Annotated in this window: 15 protein-coding genes; 8 read left to right on the top strand and 7 right to left on the bottom strand. The window is 71.5% G+C overall.

Features of this window, described 5'->3' with window-relative positions:
• The first annotated feature begins 69 nt into the window (after positions 1 to 69).
• The 4 genes from GB932_RS07505 to GB932_RS07490 are packed head-to-tail and all read left to right on the top strand — an operon-like array spanning position 70 to position 3644.
• Positions 70 to 825 (top strand): PIG-L deacetylase family protein, encoded by a 756-nt coding sequence (locus GB932_RS07505; RefSeq protein ID WP_156760059.1) that lies wholly within the window; start codon positions 70 to 72, stop codon positions 823 to 825.
• Complete coding sequence (locus GB932_RS07500) at positions 825 to 1541, top strand: 4-carboxy-4-hydroxy-2-oxoadipate aldolase/oxaloacetate decarboxylase (protein WP_156760058.1); 717 nt, start codon at positions 825 to 827, stop codon at positions 1539 to 1541. The genes GB932_RS07505 and GB932_RS07500 overlap by 1 nt, the downstream gene beginning before the upstream one ends.
• A gap of 57 nt (positions 1542 to 1598) precedes the next feature.
• Positions 1599 to 2669, top strand: coding sequence for a 4-oxalomesaconate tautomerase (locus tag GB932_RS07495; protein WP_231916059.1), 1071 nt, complete (start codon positions 1599 to 1601; stop codon positions 2667 to 2669).
• Between the two features lie 24 nt (positions 2670 to 2693).
• Complete coding sequence (locus GB932_RS07490) at positions 2694 to 3644, top strand: VOC family protein (RefSeq protein WP_156760057.1); 951 nt, start codon at positions 2694 to 2696, stop codon at positions 3642 to 3644.
• A 28-nt stretch (positions 3645 to 3672) separates the two neighbouring features.
• Here GB932_RS07490 and GB932_RS07485 read toward each other — a convergent pair whose 3' ends face one another.
• Complete coding sequence (locus GB932_RS07485) at positions 3673 to 4071, bottom strand: winged helix-turn-helix transcriptional regulator (protein WP_156760056.1); 399 nt, start codon at positions 4069 to 4071, stop codon at positions 3673 to 3675.
• A 107-nt stretch (positions 4072 to 4178) separates the two neighbouring features.
• Here GB932_RS07485 and GB932_RS07480 point away from each other — a divergent pair, with 107 nt between their 5' ends.
• On the top strand, positions 4179 to 5072 hold the full coding sequence (locus tag GB932_RS07480; RefSeq protein WP_156760055.1) for an NADP-dependent oxidoreductase: 894 nt from the start codon (positions 4179 to 4181) through the stop codon (positions 5070 to 5072).
• A 165-nt stretch (positions 5073 to 5237) separates the two neighbouring features.
• On the opposite strand, the gene GB932_RS07475 is transcribed toward GB932_RS07480, so the two are convergent.
• A complete protein-coding gene (locus GB932_RS07475) occupies positions 5238 to 5786 on the bottom strand; it encodes a helix-turn-helix domain-containing protein (RefSeq protein ID WP_156760054.1) in 549 nt (182 codons plus the stop codon).
• A 59-nt stretch (positions 5787 to 5845) separates the two neighbouring features.
• Between GB932_RS07475 and GB932_RS07470 the strand changes: the two genes are divergently transcribed.
• Together GB932_RS07470 and GB932_RS07465 are read left to right on the top strand one after the other, a co-directional pair.
• Complete coding sequence (locus GB932_RS07470) at positions 5846 to 6589, top strand: AzlC family ABC transporter permease (RefSeq protein WP_156760119.1); 744 nt, start codon at positions 5846 to 5848, stop codon at positions 6587 to 6589.
• On the top strand, positions 6586 to 6900 hold the full coding sequence (locus tag GB932_RS07465; protein ID WP_156760053.1) for an AzlD domain-containing protein: 315 nt from the start codon (positions 6586 to 6588) through the stop codon (positions 6898 to 6900). The genes GB932_RS07470 and GB932_RS07465 overlap by 4 nt, the downstream gene beginning before the upstream one ends.
• Before the next feature lie 116 nt (positions 6901 to 7016).
• On the opposite strand, the gene GB932_RS07460 is transcribed toward GB932_RS07465, so the two are convergent.
• Positions 7017 to 8423 (bottom strand): MFS transporter, encoded by a 1407-nt coding sequence (locus GB932_RS07460; RefSeq protein ID WP_156760052.1) that lies wholly within the window; start codon positions 8421 to 8423, stop codon positions 7017 to 7019.
• A 102-nt stretch (positions 8424 to 8525) separates the two neighbouring features.
• Here GB932_RS07460 and GB932_RS07455 point away from each other — a divergent pair, with 102 nt between their 5' ends.
• A complete protein-coding gene (locus GB932_RS07455) occupies positions 8526 to 9389 on the top strand; it encodes a helix-turn-helix transcriptional regulator (protein ID WP_156760051.1) in 864 nt (287 codons plus the stop codon).
• 23 nt (positions 9390 to 9412) lie between these two features.
• Here the strand turns inward: GB932_RS07455 and GB932_RS07450 are convergent, their stop codons facing one another.
• The 4 genes from GB932_RS07450 to ribH form a co-directional block, all read right to left on the bottom strand.
• The gene (locus GB932_RS07450) at positions 9413 to 11470 is read right to left on the bottom strand and encodes an ABC transporter ATP-binding protein (protein ID WP_156760050.1); all 2058 of its coding nucleotides are present in this window, start codon (positions 11468 to 11470) and stop codon (positions 9413 to 9415) included.
• Between the two features lie 81 nt (positions 11471 to 11551).
• Entirely contained in the window at positions 11552 to 12931 is a 1380-nt protein-coding gene (locus GB932_RS07445) for an MFS transporter (RefSeq protein ID WP_156760049.1), read from the bottom strand.
• Between the two features lie 243 nt (positions 12932 to 13174).
• Positions 13175 to 13525 (bottom strand): Fe-S protein, encoded by a 351-nt coding sequence (locus GB932_RS07440; RefSeq protein ID WP_156760048.1) that lies wholly within the window; start codon positions 13523 to 13525, stop codon positions 13175 to 13177.
• Positions 13526 to 13535: 10 nt separating this feature from the next.
• Positions 13536 to 14009: a 6,7-dimethyl-8-ribityllumazine synthase gene (gene ribH, locus GB932_RS07435; protein ID WP_156760047.1), complete on the bottom strand. Its 474-nt coding sequence runs from the start codon at positions 14007 to 14009 to the stop codon at positions 13536 to 13538.
• Positions 14010 to 14012 lie beyond the last annotated feature (3 nt).

Genomic DNA, 14012 nt, shown 5'->3' with positions numbered 1-14012 from the left:
AATGCGGTCGTCACCAGAATTGTAGACAAAATCTTGACCAATGCAAGGGGGAGCTGTTTTACTCGGGGCATGTCCGACGCAGAACCCTCCCTCCTCGTCGTCAGCGCGCACGCCGGCGACTTCGTCTGGCGCGCCGGCGGGGCCGTCGCCGCGGCCGCGATGCGCGGCGAGAAGGCCACGGTCGTGTGCCTCTCGTACGGCGAGCGCGGCGAGTCCGCGAGCCAGTGGCTCGCCGGGAAGTCGCTCGACGAGATCAAGGCGGTCCGGCGTGCCGAGGCCACCGCGGCCGCGGAGGCGCTGGGCGCCGAGATCGAGTTCCTCGACGCAGGCGACTACCCGCTCGTCGAGTCCCACGAGACCGTGCAGCGGCTCGTCGACGTCATGCGGCGCGTGCAGCCGACGGTCGTCCTGACGCACCCGCTCGCGGATCCCTACAACGGCGACCATCCCGCCGCCGCACGCATGGCGCTGCAGGCGCGCGTGCTCGCGCAGGCGATCGGCGTCGCGAACTCCGACGGCAGCTACCCGGCCCAGGGCGACATCATCGGCGCCCCTCCCGTGTTCTTCTTCGAACCCCACCAGCCCGAGCAGTGCGACTTCACGCCGAACGTGCTCCTCGACATCACCGATGCCTTCCCGAAGAAGCGCCAGGCGATGGAGTGCCTGCCCGCTCAGACTCATATGTGGGAGTACTACACGCAGCTCGCGATCCGCCGCGGCGTGCAGCTGCGCCGCAACGCCGGCCCGAACCTCGGCCTGCCCCACGACACGATGGGTGAGGCATACGAGCGGTACTACCCGCAGGTGACGACGGAGCTCGCCTGATGATCGGCACGCGCGGCGTCGTCGTCACCGACATCCGGCGCCCGGATCCGGCGGCCGTCGACCGCCTCGCCGCATTCGGCGTCGCGACCTGTCACGAGGCCATGGGCCGCCGCGGGCTCGCGGGGTCGTCGATCCGGCCCGTTCAGCAGGGCGCGCGCGTCGCCGGATCCGCCGTCACGGTCCTCAGCTGGCCGGGCGACAACCTCATGATCCACGCCGCGATCGAGCAGTGCCGCGCGGGTGACCTCCTCGTCGTCGCCACGACGTCGCCCTCGACCGATGGCGCCTTCGGCGACCTGTTCGCGACGGCCCTGCAGCAGCGCGGCGTGCGCGGCATCGTCACGACGACCGGCGTGCGCGACATCGCCGACCTGCGCGAGATGGGCTTTCCGGCCTGGTCATCCGCCGTGCACGCGCAGGGCACAGTGAAGGCGACGGCAGGATCCGTGAACGTGCCCGTCGTCGCCGAGGAGATGCTCGTGCGCCCCGGCGACGTCGTCGTCGCCGACGACGACGGCGTGTGCTGCGTGCCGATCGACGAGGTGGAGGCCACGATCGCGGCCGCCGATGCGCGCGAGGCGAAGGAGGCCGCCGACCGCGCGGCCTACGGATCCGGCGCCGAGCTGAGCCTCGACCGCAAGGGGCTGCGCCCGCTGCTCGACGAGCTGGGCGTCCGATACATGACGCAGTCAGAATTCGAGGCGCACCGTGCGTGAGGGCCGGTTTCCGGCGGCGATCGAGCAGATCGACTGCATTGTGTTCGGGGAGGTGTCGTGAACGGCGTCCCCTGCATGCTCATGCGCGGCGGCACGTCCAAGGGGGCGTACTTCCTCGAGGACGACCTGCCCGCGGATCCCGCCGAGCGCGACGACCTGCTGCTGCGCGTGATGGGCACGCCGGACCCGCGCCAGATCGACGGGCTCGGCGGTGCCCACCCCCTCACCTCGAAGGTCGGCATCGTCTCGCCGTCGGCGGACGGCGACACCGACGTCGACTACCTGTTCCTGCAGCTCGGCGTCGACGAGGCGTTCGTCACCGACCGGCAGAACTGCGGGAACATCCTCGCCGGCGTCGCGCCCTTCGCGATCGAGCGCGGCCTCGTCCCGGCCGCGGATCCGACGACGCCCGTGCGGATCCGCATGCGCAACACGGGATCCGTCTGCACGGCGACCGTCGCGACGCCCGGCGCCCGCGTCGACTACGACGGCGACCTCGCGATCGACGGCGTACCGGGCACGGCCGCCGCGATCCCCCTCGACTTCGAGGGCGTCGCGGGATCCTCGACGGGTGCGCTCTTCCCGACGGGGAACCTCGCCGACGTGTTCGACGGCGTCCCGGCCACGTGCGTCGACGCTGGCATGCCGACCGTCATCCTGCGCGCCTCCGACCTCGGGGTGACGGGCCGCGAGAGCCCCGAGGAGCTCGAGGTCGACACGGCGCTCACCGAGCGCATCGAGCGGATCCGCCTCGCCGCGGGGCATGCGATGGGCCTCGGCGACGTGGCGGGCGCGACGACGCCGAAGATGGTGCTCGCGTCCGCCCCCGTCATGGGTGGCGTCGTCGCGACCCGCAGCTTCATCCCGCACCGCGTGCACACCTCGATCGGCGTGCTCGGCGCCATCTCGGCCGCCGCGGGGATGATCCCCGCGGGTACGGTCGCCCACGACCTCGTCGCGTTCCCCGCGCCCGGGGATCCGTTCGCGATCGAGCACCCCACGGGGCGCTTCGCGGTCGACGTCGACGTCGCACCCGCGCCGGACGGGTGGGCGGTCACCCGCGCCGCCGCGCTGCGCACCGCCCGCAAGATCTTCGACGGCGCGATCTTCCCGCGCCCCCGCACCTGAGTCAGAGTCAGAGAGGACCCCACCATGACCGACTACACCTCCTTCGACGTCGCCCACATCGGCAGCGTCGAACTGTTCACCCCGACGCTCGAGGAGAGCCTGTTCTTCTTCCGCGACCTGCTCGCGATGCGCGTCGTCGCGGAGCGCGGCGACAGCGTCTACCTGCGCACGTGGGACGAGTACGAGCTCTATACGATCAAGCTCACCGCGCGCGATGCCGCGGGCGTGGGCCGCACCACATTCCGCGCCTCCAGCCAGGAGGCCCTCGAACGCCGCGTCGCCGCGATCGAGCAGACGGGCCTCGGCGTGGGCTGGGCCGACGGCGAGGTCGGCCAGGGCCCGACGTATCTGTTCCGCGACCCCGACGGTCATGACCTCGGCATCTACTACGAGACCGAGCGCTACGTCGCCGGCGACGACGACCGACCGGCACTCAAGAACCAGGCCTCGCGCTTCCCTGGCCGCGGCGTCAACGCCCGCCGCCTCGACCACATCAACTACCTCGGCAAGGATGTCGAGGCGAACGGCGCCTTCCTCCGCGACGCGCTCGGCATGCGCGAGAGCGAGCGGATCCGGCTCGACAACGGGAAGTTCGCCGCGTGGTGGTTCCACTTCGGGCTCAAGTCGTACGACGTCGTCTACAGCGACGACTGGACGAAGCACGGCAACCGACTGCACCACATCGCCTTCGCGCCCGACACTCGCGAGGACATCCTCAAGGCCGCCGACATCTTCCTCGAGAACGGCATCCACATCGAGTCCGGCCCGCACAAGCACGCCATCAACCAGACGTTCTTCCTCTACGTGTGGGAGCCGGGCGGCAACCGCATCGAGTTCGCCAATGCCGGCGCGCGCCTGCTGCTCGATCCCGACCAGCCCGTCGTCGAATGGTCGGAGGAGGAGCGCAAGAAGGGTCAGGCCTGGGGGATGAAGACGATCGAGACGTTCCACACCCACGGAACACCGGTCGTGTGACGCTCGCCGCCGCGCGGCGGTGTGGTCCTCACATCGACGCGTCGTACTCCGCGCGCGCTCGTTCGATGTCGGGAACGTGGTCTTCCGCCCACTCCTTGATCCTTGCGAGCACGCCGCGCAGGGACCCTCCCAGAGGCGTCAGAGCGTAGTCGACGCGCGGCGGAACGGACGCCGTCACGGTTCGGGAGACGAGGCCGTCGCGTTCGAGATTCCGCAGCGTCTGAGTGAGCATCTTCTGGCTCGCGCCCGCGATCTCCCGTGCGAGTTCGGAGTAGCGCCTCGGCCCGTCGGTGAGCGCGCTGAGCGTCAGCCCCGCCCACTTGTTCGAGATGCGATCGAAGACGAGGGCGCTCGGGCACCCCTCCAGGTACGCGTCGTAGTCGCGCTTCGCCTCCGCGGGTCGATCTCGAGCCGTCATCGTCGCCATGACCCACCTCCGGGTGCGTATCCCACTGTCGAGTGCCGTCTTCCGCCGCCTGCACGAACATCGGATGCTCGTGATGCATTCCGAACGGCATCGAAAGAGGAGGAAGAATGCGCGCACTGCAGTCTCACGAAGGGCGTGACGGGGCCGTCCTCGCCGAGGTCGAGAAGCCCGAGGTGGGGGTCGACGACATCCGGATCCGCGTCGCCGCCGCGACCGTCAATCCGGTCGACGTGTCGGGGGAATCCGGCGGCATGCGCGAGGCCTTCGGGCTGCCCGCGGTGCACGGGCTCGGGTGGGATCTCGCCGGCGAGGTCGTCGCACGGGGTGCCGACGTCACGACGTTCGACATCGGGGATCTCGTGGCGGCGCTGCACGACGATCCGTCGCGCCCGATGGGCGCCCACGCCGACGAGGTCGTCGTGCCGGCGTCGGCAGCCGCCAGGGTTCCGAGCGGCGTCTCGCTCGACGACGCGGCGTCGACGACCCTCAACGCGCTCACCGCGGCCCAGGCGCTCGACCTGCTCGGTGCGCCGGACGGTCGGGAACTGCTCGTGACCGGCGCGGCCGGATCGCTCGGAGGATTCGCCGTCGCGCTCGCCGCGCACGCGGGCTGGCGCGTGACGGGGCTCGCGCGGGCCGCCGACGAGGACTTCGTCCGGCGCGCGGGCGCCACGACCTTCGCGACCGAGATCGAGGAGCGTTCGGTCGATGCCGTCCTCGACGCGGCTGCGCTGCAGGACGGAGCGCTCCCCGCGATACGCGACGGCGGTGCGTTCGTCGGCGTGCTGCCGCCGATGCCGGTGTCGCCCGAGCGCGGCATCGACGTTGCGACCGTCGACGTCCGTGCAGACGGTGCGCGCCTCGCGGACCTTCTCGCACGCCTCGCGGACGGCACCCTCGTGGCCCGGATCGCCGGAGCCGTTCCGCTCACCGACGCGCCGCGTGCGTACGCCGCCGTCGCGAGTGGCGGCCAGCGGGGCCGATGGGTGCTGGTGCCGTGATCGACTGCGTGGTGGAATGTCCGGTCGCGTGGCAGCGCGGCCGCACCAACATGATGCAGTCGAATCTGTGGAGATCGGGGCCGAAGCCCGCCCGGCTCGGCGTGTCGGCGGTGGATTGACTGCGATGTGTTGGGGGGGGGCGTGCGTGGGTGCGCGCCCCCGGCCTCAGCGCAGCTCGGAGACGAGGACGGCGCTCGTGCCGTCCTCGAGCGCGTCGAAGACGTGCGGCACGTCACCGGGGTAGGAGAGGTAGTCGCCCGGCGCCAGCTCGACGGTCGCGTCGACAGGGCCGACGGACGCGCGGCCCGTCATGAGGATCATGTGCTCGGTCGTGCCCGGGTGGTGCGGATCCGAGCGGCGCGGTGCGCCGGGATCCGCCTGGATGATGTAGATGTCGCGGCGCGCGCCGGGAGGGCTCGCCGACAGCAGCGTCGCCGCATAGTCCGCGGCGGACGAGGGGACGCCGCCGCGGTCGGCTGCGCGCACGAGCGTCGGCGCGCTGGTCGGCTCGTCGACGAGCACAGCGAAGGGCACGCCGAGCGCGACGCCGAGGGCCCAGAGCGTCTCGACGCTGGGATTGCCGGCGCCGTTCTCGAGCTGCGAAACCGTGGCCTTCGAGACCTTCGCGCGGCGGGCGAGCTCCGAGACGGAGATCCCGGCCGTCTCGCGTTCGCGCCGGAGCGTGCGCGCGATGCGCGATCCGAGATCCTCCATACGTTTATTCTTGCAAACGCTCGTTCGTGTTGACGTACATTGACCCGGCGGTCAGAATGATGAACGTGCGTTCATCAGAGCAAACGATCCTGCGGGAGCGACCGGAGTCCCCGGCGGAGCGCCGCGCGTGGCGGGACGGCGCGGCCGTTGCCGTCGCCACGAGCGCGTACGGCGTCTCGTTCGGCGCGCTCGCCGTCGCCGCCGGACTCGACGTGTGGCAGGCGTGCGTCCTCAGCCTGCTGATGTTCACGGGCGGATCCCAGTTCGCGTTCATCGGCGTGATCGCATCGGGTGGCCTCGCGGCCGCGCCCGCGGCCATCGCGTCGGCCGCCCTGCTCGGGGCGCGCAACGTCGTCTATGCCGTGCGGATGAACCCGATCATCGGGCGCTCGTGGTGGCATCGGATCACGGGCGCGCACATCACGGTCGACGAGTCCACCGCCGTCTCCCTCGCTCAGGCGGATCCGCGGGCGCGCCGCGTCGGCTTCTGGGTGACGGGCGTCGGGATCTTCGTCGGCTGGAACGCGGCCACCCTCGCGGGCGCGCTCCTGGGCGACGTTCTGGGCGACGTCCGCGCCTACGGCCTCGACGCCGCCGCGGCCGCCGCGTTCCTCGCCCTGCTCTGGCCGCGCCTGAGGTCGCGCCAGGCGGTCGCGACGGGCGTCGCCGCGGCCGTCGTCGCGGCAGCCGCGACCCCGTGGCTCATGCCGGGGATCCCCGTCCTCCTCGCCGCGGCCGTCGCGATCGTCGTCGGGTGGTTCAACTGGTGGGGCGGCGACGCGAGAACGGAGGCGCCCCGATGACGATGTGGCTCGCGGTGATCGTCGCCGCGCTCGCCTGCACGGCGCTCAAGCAGATCGGGTATCTCGTGCCCGCACGCTGGCTCGAGGGCGTGCGCACCACGCGCACGACCGACCTGCTCACGGTTGCGCTCCTCGGCGCGCTCGTTGCGGTGCAGACGGTCGGATCCGGCATGGCCGTCGTCCTCGACGCGCGGCTCGCCGGTCTCGCGGCAGCGGCCGTCCTGCTGAGCATGCGGGCGCCGTTCCTCGTCGTCGTGCTCGCCGCGGCCGTCGTCGCGGCGACCCTCCGCGCCCTCGGCCTCGCGGCGTGAGCGCGCGCTGCCGCCCGTTGCCCGTCGTACGCGAAAGCACACGTCCTGCTCGAGAGCACATGACATGACCTGTGCTCTCGAGCAATGTGTATACGTTCGCGGGCGGGGTGGGGCGATTACGCGCGCCGGCGGCGGAGGGCGACCGCGATGACGACGCCGGTCAGCGCCGCGAGCACGGCGTCGGCGGCGATCGCGATCTGCAGCCCCGACAGGAGCCCGGCCGCCGCCCCCGCCGTGGCGATCGCCGACATGACGGGGGTGCCGAGGGCGATGCCGACCTGCTGGCTCATGGTCACGAGCCCTGTGGCGAGGCCCTGCTGCTCGTCGGGCACGCCCGCCGTCGACGTCACGACGTAGCCGACGATCGCGACGAGGTTCGCGACGCCGCCGATGAACGTGACGATCAGCAGGGGAAGGAGCCAGTCGCGGCTCTCGCCCGCGAAGGTGAGGGGAAGGGTCGCCGCGGCCTGGAGGAGCAGGCCGATCACGATCGCTGCCCTCGCCCCCGTGCGAGCGATGATCCGCGGCGCGACGAGGCCGCCGAGGATCGTGCCGACGCCCAGCACTCCGAGGATGAGGCCGGCCGACACGGCGCTGAACCCCAGGATCTCCTGCAGGTAGAGGGTCAGCAGGAACACGAGAGACGTCTCGGTCGCGAAGGCGAGAAGGCCCGCGACGTTGCCCCAGGCGACGGTCGGGCGCGCGAGCAGCACGGGCGCGACGAGCGGCTGCGTCACGCGAGCCTCGATCGCCCAGAACGCCGCGAACAGGACGGCGGCGGCGACCATCGGCCCCCAGGATCCGGGATCCGCCCAGCCCGCGTGTCCCGCCCGGTCGATCCCGAACACGAGCGCGACGAGGGCGACCGTCACCGTGACCGCCCCGGGGGTGTCGAGGCGCGGGCGGGACCGGCCGCGGGTCTCCCGGAGAACGAACGGCGCGATCGCGAGAACGGCGACGGCGATCACGACGTTGATGAAGAACGCCCACCGCCAGCTGACGACCCCCGTGAGGATCCCGCCGGCCACGGCGCCCGTCGTGAACCCCGCCGCCATGAGCGCGCCGTTCAGACCGAGCACGCGAGCGCGCGGCGGCCCCTCCGGGAACATCGTCGTCAACAGCGACAGGGCCGCAGGCGTCACGATCGCCGTCGCGATCCCCTGGCCGACGCGCGCGGCGATCAGCGGTGCGGGATCCTGCGCGAGCCCGCCGGCGAGGGACGCGGCGCCGAGGAGGACGATCCCGATGAGGAACATCCGCCGGCGTCCGAACAGGTCGGACACGCGGCCGAAGAAGAGCGTGAACCCGGCGGCGCAGAGGGCGAAGGAGGTGACGATCCACTGCAGGGATCCCGTCGCGAAGCCGAGCTCACGGCCGACATGCGGCAGCGCCACGCCCAGGATCGAGAAGTCGACCGCGAGCGTGAAGTTCGCCGTCAGGAGCACCGCGACGGCGAGTCGCTGCGCGCCCGTGAACGTCGCGGATCCGGTCGAGGTGCGGGGGAGGGCATCTGTGTCGGTCATGCTGCTCACCCTCGTGCGACCGTGCCGCGGCAGCCAGCCCCCGCTCGTGGGCAGCACCGACAGGGCCAGGCTGGGGGTCCCGATCCGCGCGAGAATGGAGGCATGAGCGATGCATGGGACGTGGACGACCGACCGGTCACCGAACTGGGCGAGTTCCTGCGCTCGCGCCGCGACCGGCTGTCGCCCGACGCGGTGGGTGTGCGCAGCTACGGCCGTCGCCGCGTTCCCGGCCTGCGCCGCGAGGAGCTCGCCCAGCTCGCCGGCGTCTCGGTCACGTACCTGACGCGTCTCGAACAGGGCCAGTCGCAGAACGCGTCCGACGCCGTGATCGGCGCCCTCGCCCGCGCGCTGCGGCTCGACGGCGACGAGGTCGCCCACCTGTTCGCCCTCGCGCACCCCGCGCCCGCCGCACGCCGACGCCGTGAAGCCGACGAGGCCCCGAAGCCGGGCGCCGTGCGGCTGCTGCACGCCATGACCGAGGTGCCGGCCGTCCTCCTCGGGCGCTGCGGCGACGTGCTCGCCTGGAACCGGCTCGGCCACCTCCTCCTCGCCGGCCACCTCGACGCCGAGGCGCCCGAGTGCGACGACGAGCGGCCGAACCTGATCCGCATGCTGTTCCTCGACGCGCACACGCGCGAGCTGCACGCCGAGTGGGAGGACGAGGCCGAGCTCGCCGTCGCGTCGCTGCGCTACGTCGCGGCGCAGTTCGCCGACGACCGCCGACTCGCCGAGATCGTCGGCGAGCTCAGCCTGCACAGCCGCGATTTCGCGCGGCTCTGGGCCGGCCACGCGGTCCGGCTCTGCACGAGCGGCACCAAGCGGCTGCGCCACCCCGAGGTCGGCGCGCTCACCCTCTCATACGAGGTGCTGCACCTGCCCGAGGGCGACGGACAGCGGATCCTGACGTACACGGCGACGGAGGGTGCCCCGTCCGGCGCGGCCCTCCGTCTGCTCACGGCGGCGTGACGCGCCTGGTCATGTGAACGGGCTCAGACGAGCAGCTGGTGCTCCGCGAGCTCGCGATACAGCGGCACCTCGTCGACGAGCTCCGCGTGCGTGCCCTGGCCGACGACCGTGCCGCGATCGAGGACGATGATCCGGTCGCTGTCAACGACCGTCGACAGGCGGTGCGCGATCACGATGAGCGTTCGACCGGCCGCCACGGCATCGATCGCCTCGCGCATGCGCCGTTCGTTCACGCCGTCGAGCGACGACGTCGACTCGTCGAGAAGCAGGATCGGGGGAGCGGACAGCAGCGCACGCGCGATCGCGAGTCGCTGGCGCTCGCCGCCGGACAGCATGACGCCGTCCTCGCCGACGGGCGTATCGATCCCGAGGGGCGAACGGTCGACGACGCTGCCGAGATTCACGGCCCGCAGCGCGCGATCGCAGTCCTCGTCCGACGCATCGGGCGACGCGAGCCGCAGATTGTCGGCGAGGGATCCCGCGAGCGTCGGCGCATCCTGCTCCACATAGCCGAACTGCGCACGCAGCGCGTCGCGGGGCAGATCCCGGATGTCTCGACCGTGCAACCGGATCGATCCGCCCGTCGCGTCATAGAACCGCTCGATGAGCGAGAGGATCGTCGACTTGCCGGCTCCCGACGGGCCGACGAGCGCCACGCGGGATCCGACCGGCACCTCGAAGCTGACGCCGTTCAGCACATCGTCCGTCGTCGGGATGTCGTCGATCTCGGCCTCCAGGTGCGCATCGCCCGCCGACTCGCGCACCTCTCGCATCGCCCGCCGCCGCGCCTCCACGACGTTCTCGGGGTAGCGGAAGCGGACGTTCTCGAACGCGATCGCGGGGGTGGGGGTGTCGTTCGTCGTCTGGTCGCTGCGTGAGTCAGGCGTGTTCTGTCCGCTGCGCGAGTCGGAGGCGCCAGGCCGCGATCCCGCGCGCTCGTCCCTCGCGCGCCCGCCAGACCCGAGCCAGCGGCCGTGCGCCCCCGACTCGCTCCGCTCGTGGGCCGCGTCGCCTTCTCGTGTGTGGGGAGTGTGGGGAGTGTCGGGCGAGGTCGCCGCGTCCTCCGCGTCCTCCTCGGGCAGGTCGAGGATCTCCTGGATCCGGCCGAGGGCGCCGAGCGCCTGGCCGACGCTCGTGAGGGCGCCGAACGCGGAGGCGAGGGGCATGATCATGAGGAACAGGAACATCGCGAACGTCACGAGATCCGCGACCGACACCCCGCCGGTGGCGACCCGCATGCCGCCGACGCCGAGCACCACGAGCAGCGACACCTGCACGGCGACGCCCGCGACGGGCACGACGAGCGCCGAGGCGCGTGCGACGTCGAGCCCTGCGCGGAAGGCGCCCTCGGCCGTCTCCCCGACGGCCCTCTCCTCGCGATCCGTCGCGCCCGCGGCGCGCACCGTGCGGATGGATCCGATGACCCGCTCGACGCCGCTCGCCAGCTCGCCGACGCGCTCCTGCTGGCGGGCGGTCGCGCCGCGGATCCGGCCGGAGAGGGCGACGACGGCGAGCACGGCGAGCGCGAGCACGCCCGTGATCGTGAGCAGCAGGATCGGGTCGATGACGAGCATCGCGATGAGCGCGCCCGCGAAGATCAGCACGTTCCCGACGCTGTCGGCGAGCCCCTGCGTGAGCACGGCGTAGAGCATCGTCGTGTCGGTGCCGACGCGGCTCACGAGGTCTCCCGTGCGGCGGGCGTCGAACTCGCTGACGGGCAGGTGCAGGATCCGTCGGATCAGCTGCAGACGGCTCGAATAGACGACGGCCGTGCCTGTGCGCTGCAGCAGATAGTGCTGATACGTGCTCACGACCGACGAGACGACGACGAACCCGACGAGACCCCAGACGAGCCATCCCAGCGGATCCTGCGCCTGGACGCGCTCGATCACCTGCCCGATCATGAGCGGCTGCACGAGGGTGAAGATCGCCCCGAGGACCGACAGGATCGCGACGAGCACGATCACACCGCGGTTCTCGAAGATGTACGGCAGCAGCTGGCGGAACGAGGCGCGTGGGCCGTCGTCCGGCCGGGGGCGCGCGAGGAGGGGGCGGCGGCGAGGTTCGGACATCGTCTCCATTCTTCCCCTGTTCCCCGAGAGTGCGCACACACAGCACGGCGCCCCGACCTCGAGGGAGGTCGGGGCGCCGTGATCGGGGCGTCAGGCCGCGTCGATGTCGACGTCCTTCGTCTCCTTGCTGAGGATCAGCGCGACGAGCGTGAGCACCGCGGCGCCCGCCAGGTAGACGCCGACGAGCCAGGGGCTGCCGCCGCCGATGCTCCAGAGCCACACGGCGACGATCGGCGCGAGCGCGGCGCCGAGGATCGACGACACGTTGTAGGCGACGGCGGACCCGGTGTACCGCACGTTCGTCGGGAACAGCTCGGGCAGCAGCGCGCCCATGGGGCCGAAGGACATGCCCATGAGGAGGAAGCCGAACACGAGGAACGCCTGCACGAGCGCGCCCGTGAACATCGCGCTGTCGCGCGGTGTGAGGAAGACCGTGTAGATCAGCCCGAACACGACGATCGCGGCCGTCACCCAGATGAGCAGGCGGCGCCGGCCGATCGCGTCGGCGAGCGGGCCCGAGATGAGCGTGAAGATGCCGAAGAACACGACGCCGATGATCTGCATGAGCACGAAATCGGTGCGGCCGAATCCGAGGCCGGGGGTGTCCGCGTCGACGGGGGTGGTGCCGAACGAGAGCGTGAAGCTCGTCATGAGATAGAAGAGCACGTACGTCGCGAGCATGATGAACGTGCCGAGGATCAGCTGCCACCAGTGCTTCTGGAAGACGTAGCCGAGCGGCACCTTCTTGATCTCGCCCTTCTTCTCCGCCTTCTGGAAGGCGTCGGACTCGACGAGCTTGAGGCGCACCCACAGGCCGACGATGACCATAACGGCCGAGAAGAGGAAGGGGATCCGCCATCCCCACGCGAGGAATGCGTCGCTGGCCACGCCGCCCTCGCCTGGCAGACCGAAGTTGATCACGAGGAAGAGGGCGTTCGCGATGATGAAGCCGATGGGTGCGCCGAGCTGCGGGAAGGTGCCGTAGAGGGCGCGCTTCCCGGCGGGGGCGTTCTCGGTCGCCACGAGAGCCGCGCCCGACCACTCGCCTCCGAGGGCGAAGCCCTGCGCGAGGCGGCAGATGAGCAGCAGCAGGGCCGCCCAGGCGCCGATCTCGTTGTGCGTCGGCAGCAGTCCGATGACGAACGTCGCGATGCCCATCGTCAGCAGCGAGGCGACGAGAGTGCCCTTGCGGCCGAACTTGTCGCCGAAGTGGCCGAAGACCACGGCGCCGACCGGGCGGGCGACCATCGCGGCGCCGAAGACGCCGAACGACGCGAGGAGCGCGGTCGTGTCGTTGCCGGTCGGGAAGAAGAGGACCGGGAAGACGAGCGCCGCCGCGGTCGCGTACGCGTAGAAGTCGTAGAACTCGATCGTCGTGCCGACGAGGCTCGCCGTGATGACGCGCGAGCGCGAGTTGAGGGGTTTCGAGGGCGCCTGCGGCGCGGTCGGGGAGATCGTGGTCGTCGTCATGCCATGCCTGTGTCGTATCGCGGTGAGGGCCGGATCGGCCGGGAGTCGGGCGATGCGGTCGAGAGGCCGCGGAATCGCCGAACGCGCCGAGAGGATCATCGACGCGTGGCGGACAACGATACCCCAGGAAGTGGGCAGAATGCCCCCGGGAACGCGCGCGGCGCGTGTCTCCGCCCGATGGGGCGGGGACACGCGCCGCGCGCGTTGAGCAGGATGCTCAGTCGATGGGGTCGCGTGTGCGCATCACCACAGGACTGCGATGCTCGCATTGAGCAGCGTGAGGATCCCGGTGAGCCAGAAGATCGCGGCCGGAACGGATCCCGTGCGCTTCTGGCGGCCGCCGCCGATCCCCAGCAGGGCGCCGACGGCGATCACCACGACGAGCTTCGTGCCGATCTTCGCGTAGTTCATGTCGCCGTCCACGCCCCACGGGGCGGCGAGCGCGAGCCCCGCGACGAGGGCGATCGCGAGCCCCCAGTGCATGAGCTTCGTGATCTCGCGTCGTCCGCTCGTCGCCTCGACGATCCAGGCGCCGAACAGCGTGGCGAAGCCGATGAGGTGGATGACGATGACGATGCTGCGCAGGATCTCCATGACTTCTACTCTACGTAGAAAGATCGCGGAGGGCGAGGGCCGCGCGCACGGCCGCATCGGCCGCCTCGAAGCCCTTGTCCTCCTTCGACCCCACGAGGCCCGCGCGGTCGAGGCCCTGCTGCTCGTCGTCGATCGTCAGCACGCCGAAGCCGACCGGCTTGCCCGCGTCGAGCGCGACCCGCGTCAGGCCATCGGTCGTCGCCGATGCGATGTACTCGAAGTGCGGGGTGCCGCCGCGGATGATGACGCCCAGCGTCACGACCGCATCGGCGCCCTCGGCGAGGGCGCGCTGTGCGACGACCGCGAGCTCGAAGGCGCCCGCGACCCGCACGACGCGGTAGTCGGCGTTCGCCTGTTCGAGCATGCGCTCGGATCCCGCAAGCAGCGCGTCCGCGATGCGCGCGTGCCATGTGCCGGCGACCACGACCACGCGCAATCCCGTCGCGTCGATGCCGCCCTGCTGCGGCTGTCCCGTTCCTGCCACGTC

Origin of the sequence: Microbacterium karelineae, from assembly GCF_009745985.1 — a bacterium.
Lineage (GTDB): Bacteria > Actinomycetota > Actinomycetes > Actinomycetales > Microbacteriaceae > Microbacterium > Microbacterium karelineae.
This window is presented reverse-complemented; position numbering and strand designations above follow the sequence as displayed.

Bases quoted from the DNA above. Each gene is read 5' to 3' on its own strand.
- GB932_RS07505 (WP_156760059.1), top strand. From the start codon at position 70: ATGTCCGACGCAGAACCCTCCCTCCTCGTCGTCAGCGCGCACGCCGGC.
- GB932_RS07500 (WP_156760058.1), top strand. From the start codon at position 825: ATGATCGGCACGCGCGGCGTCGTCGTCACCGACATCCGGCGCCCGGAT.
- GB932_RS07490 (WP_156760057.1), top strand. From the start codon at position 2,694: ATGACCGACTACACCTCCTTCGACGTCGCCCACATCGGCAGCGTCGAA.
- GB932_RS07485 (WP_156760056.1), bottom strand. From the start codon at position 4,071: ATGGCGACGATGACGGCTCGAGATCGACCCGCGGAGGCGAAGCGCGAC.
- GB932_RS07480 (WP_156760055.1), top strand. From the start codon at position 4,179: ATGCGCGCACTGCAGTCTCACGAAGGGCGTGACGGGGCCGTCCTCGCC.
- GB932_RS07475 (WP_156760054.1), bottom strand. From the start codon at position 5,786: ATGGAGGATCTCGGATCGCGCATCGCGCGCACGCTCCGGCGCGAACGC.
- GB932_RS07470 (WP_156760119.1), top strand. From the start codon at position 5,846: ATGAACGTGCGTTCATCAGAGCAAACGATCCTGCGGGAGCGACCGGAG.
- GB932_RS07465 (WP_156760053.1), top strand. From the start codon at position 6,586: ATGACGATGTGGCTCGCGGTGATCGTCGCCGCGCTCGCCTGCACGGCG.
- GB932_RS07460 (WP_156760052.1), bottom strand. From the start codon at position 8,423: ATGACCGACACAGATGCCCTCCCCCGCACCTCGACCGGATCCGCGACG.
- GB932_RS07455 (WP_156760051.1), top strand. From the start codon at position 8,526: ATGAGCGATGCATGGGACGTGGACGACCGACCGGTCACCGAACTGGGC.
- GB932_RS07450 (WP_156760050.1), bottom strand. From the start codon at position 11,470: ATGGAGACGATGTCCGAACCTCGCCGCCGCCCCCTCCTCGCGCGCCCC.
- GB932_RS07445 (WP_156760049.1), bottom strand. From the start codon at position 12,931: ATGACGACGACCACGATCTCCCCGACCGCGCCGCAGGCGCCCTCGAAA.
- GB932_RS07440 (WP_156760048.1), bottom strand. From the start codon at position 13,525: ATGGAGATCCTGCGCAGCATCGTCATCGTCATCCACCTCATCGGCTTC.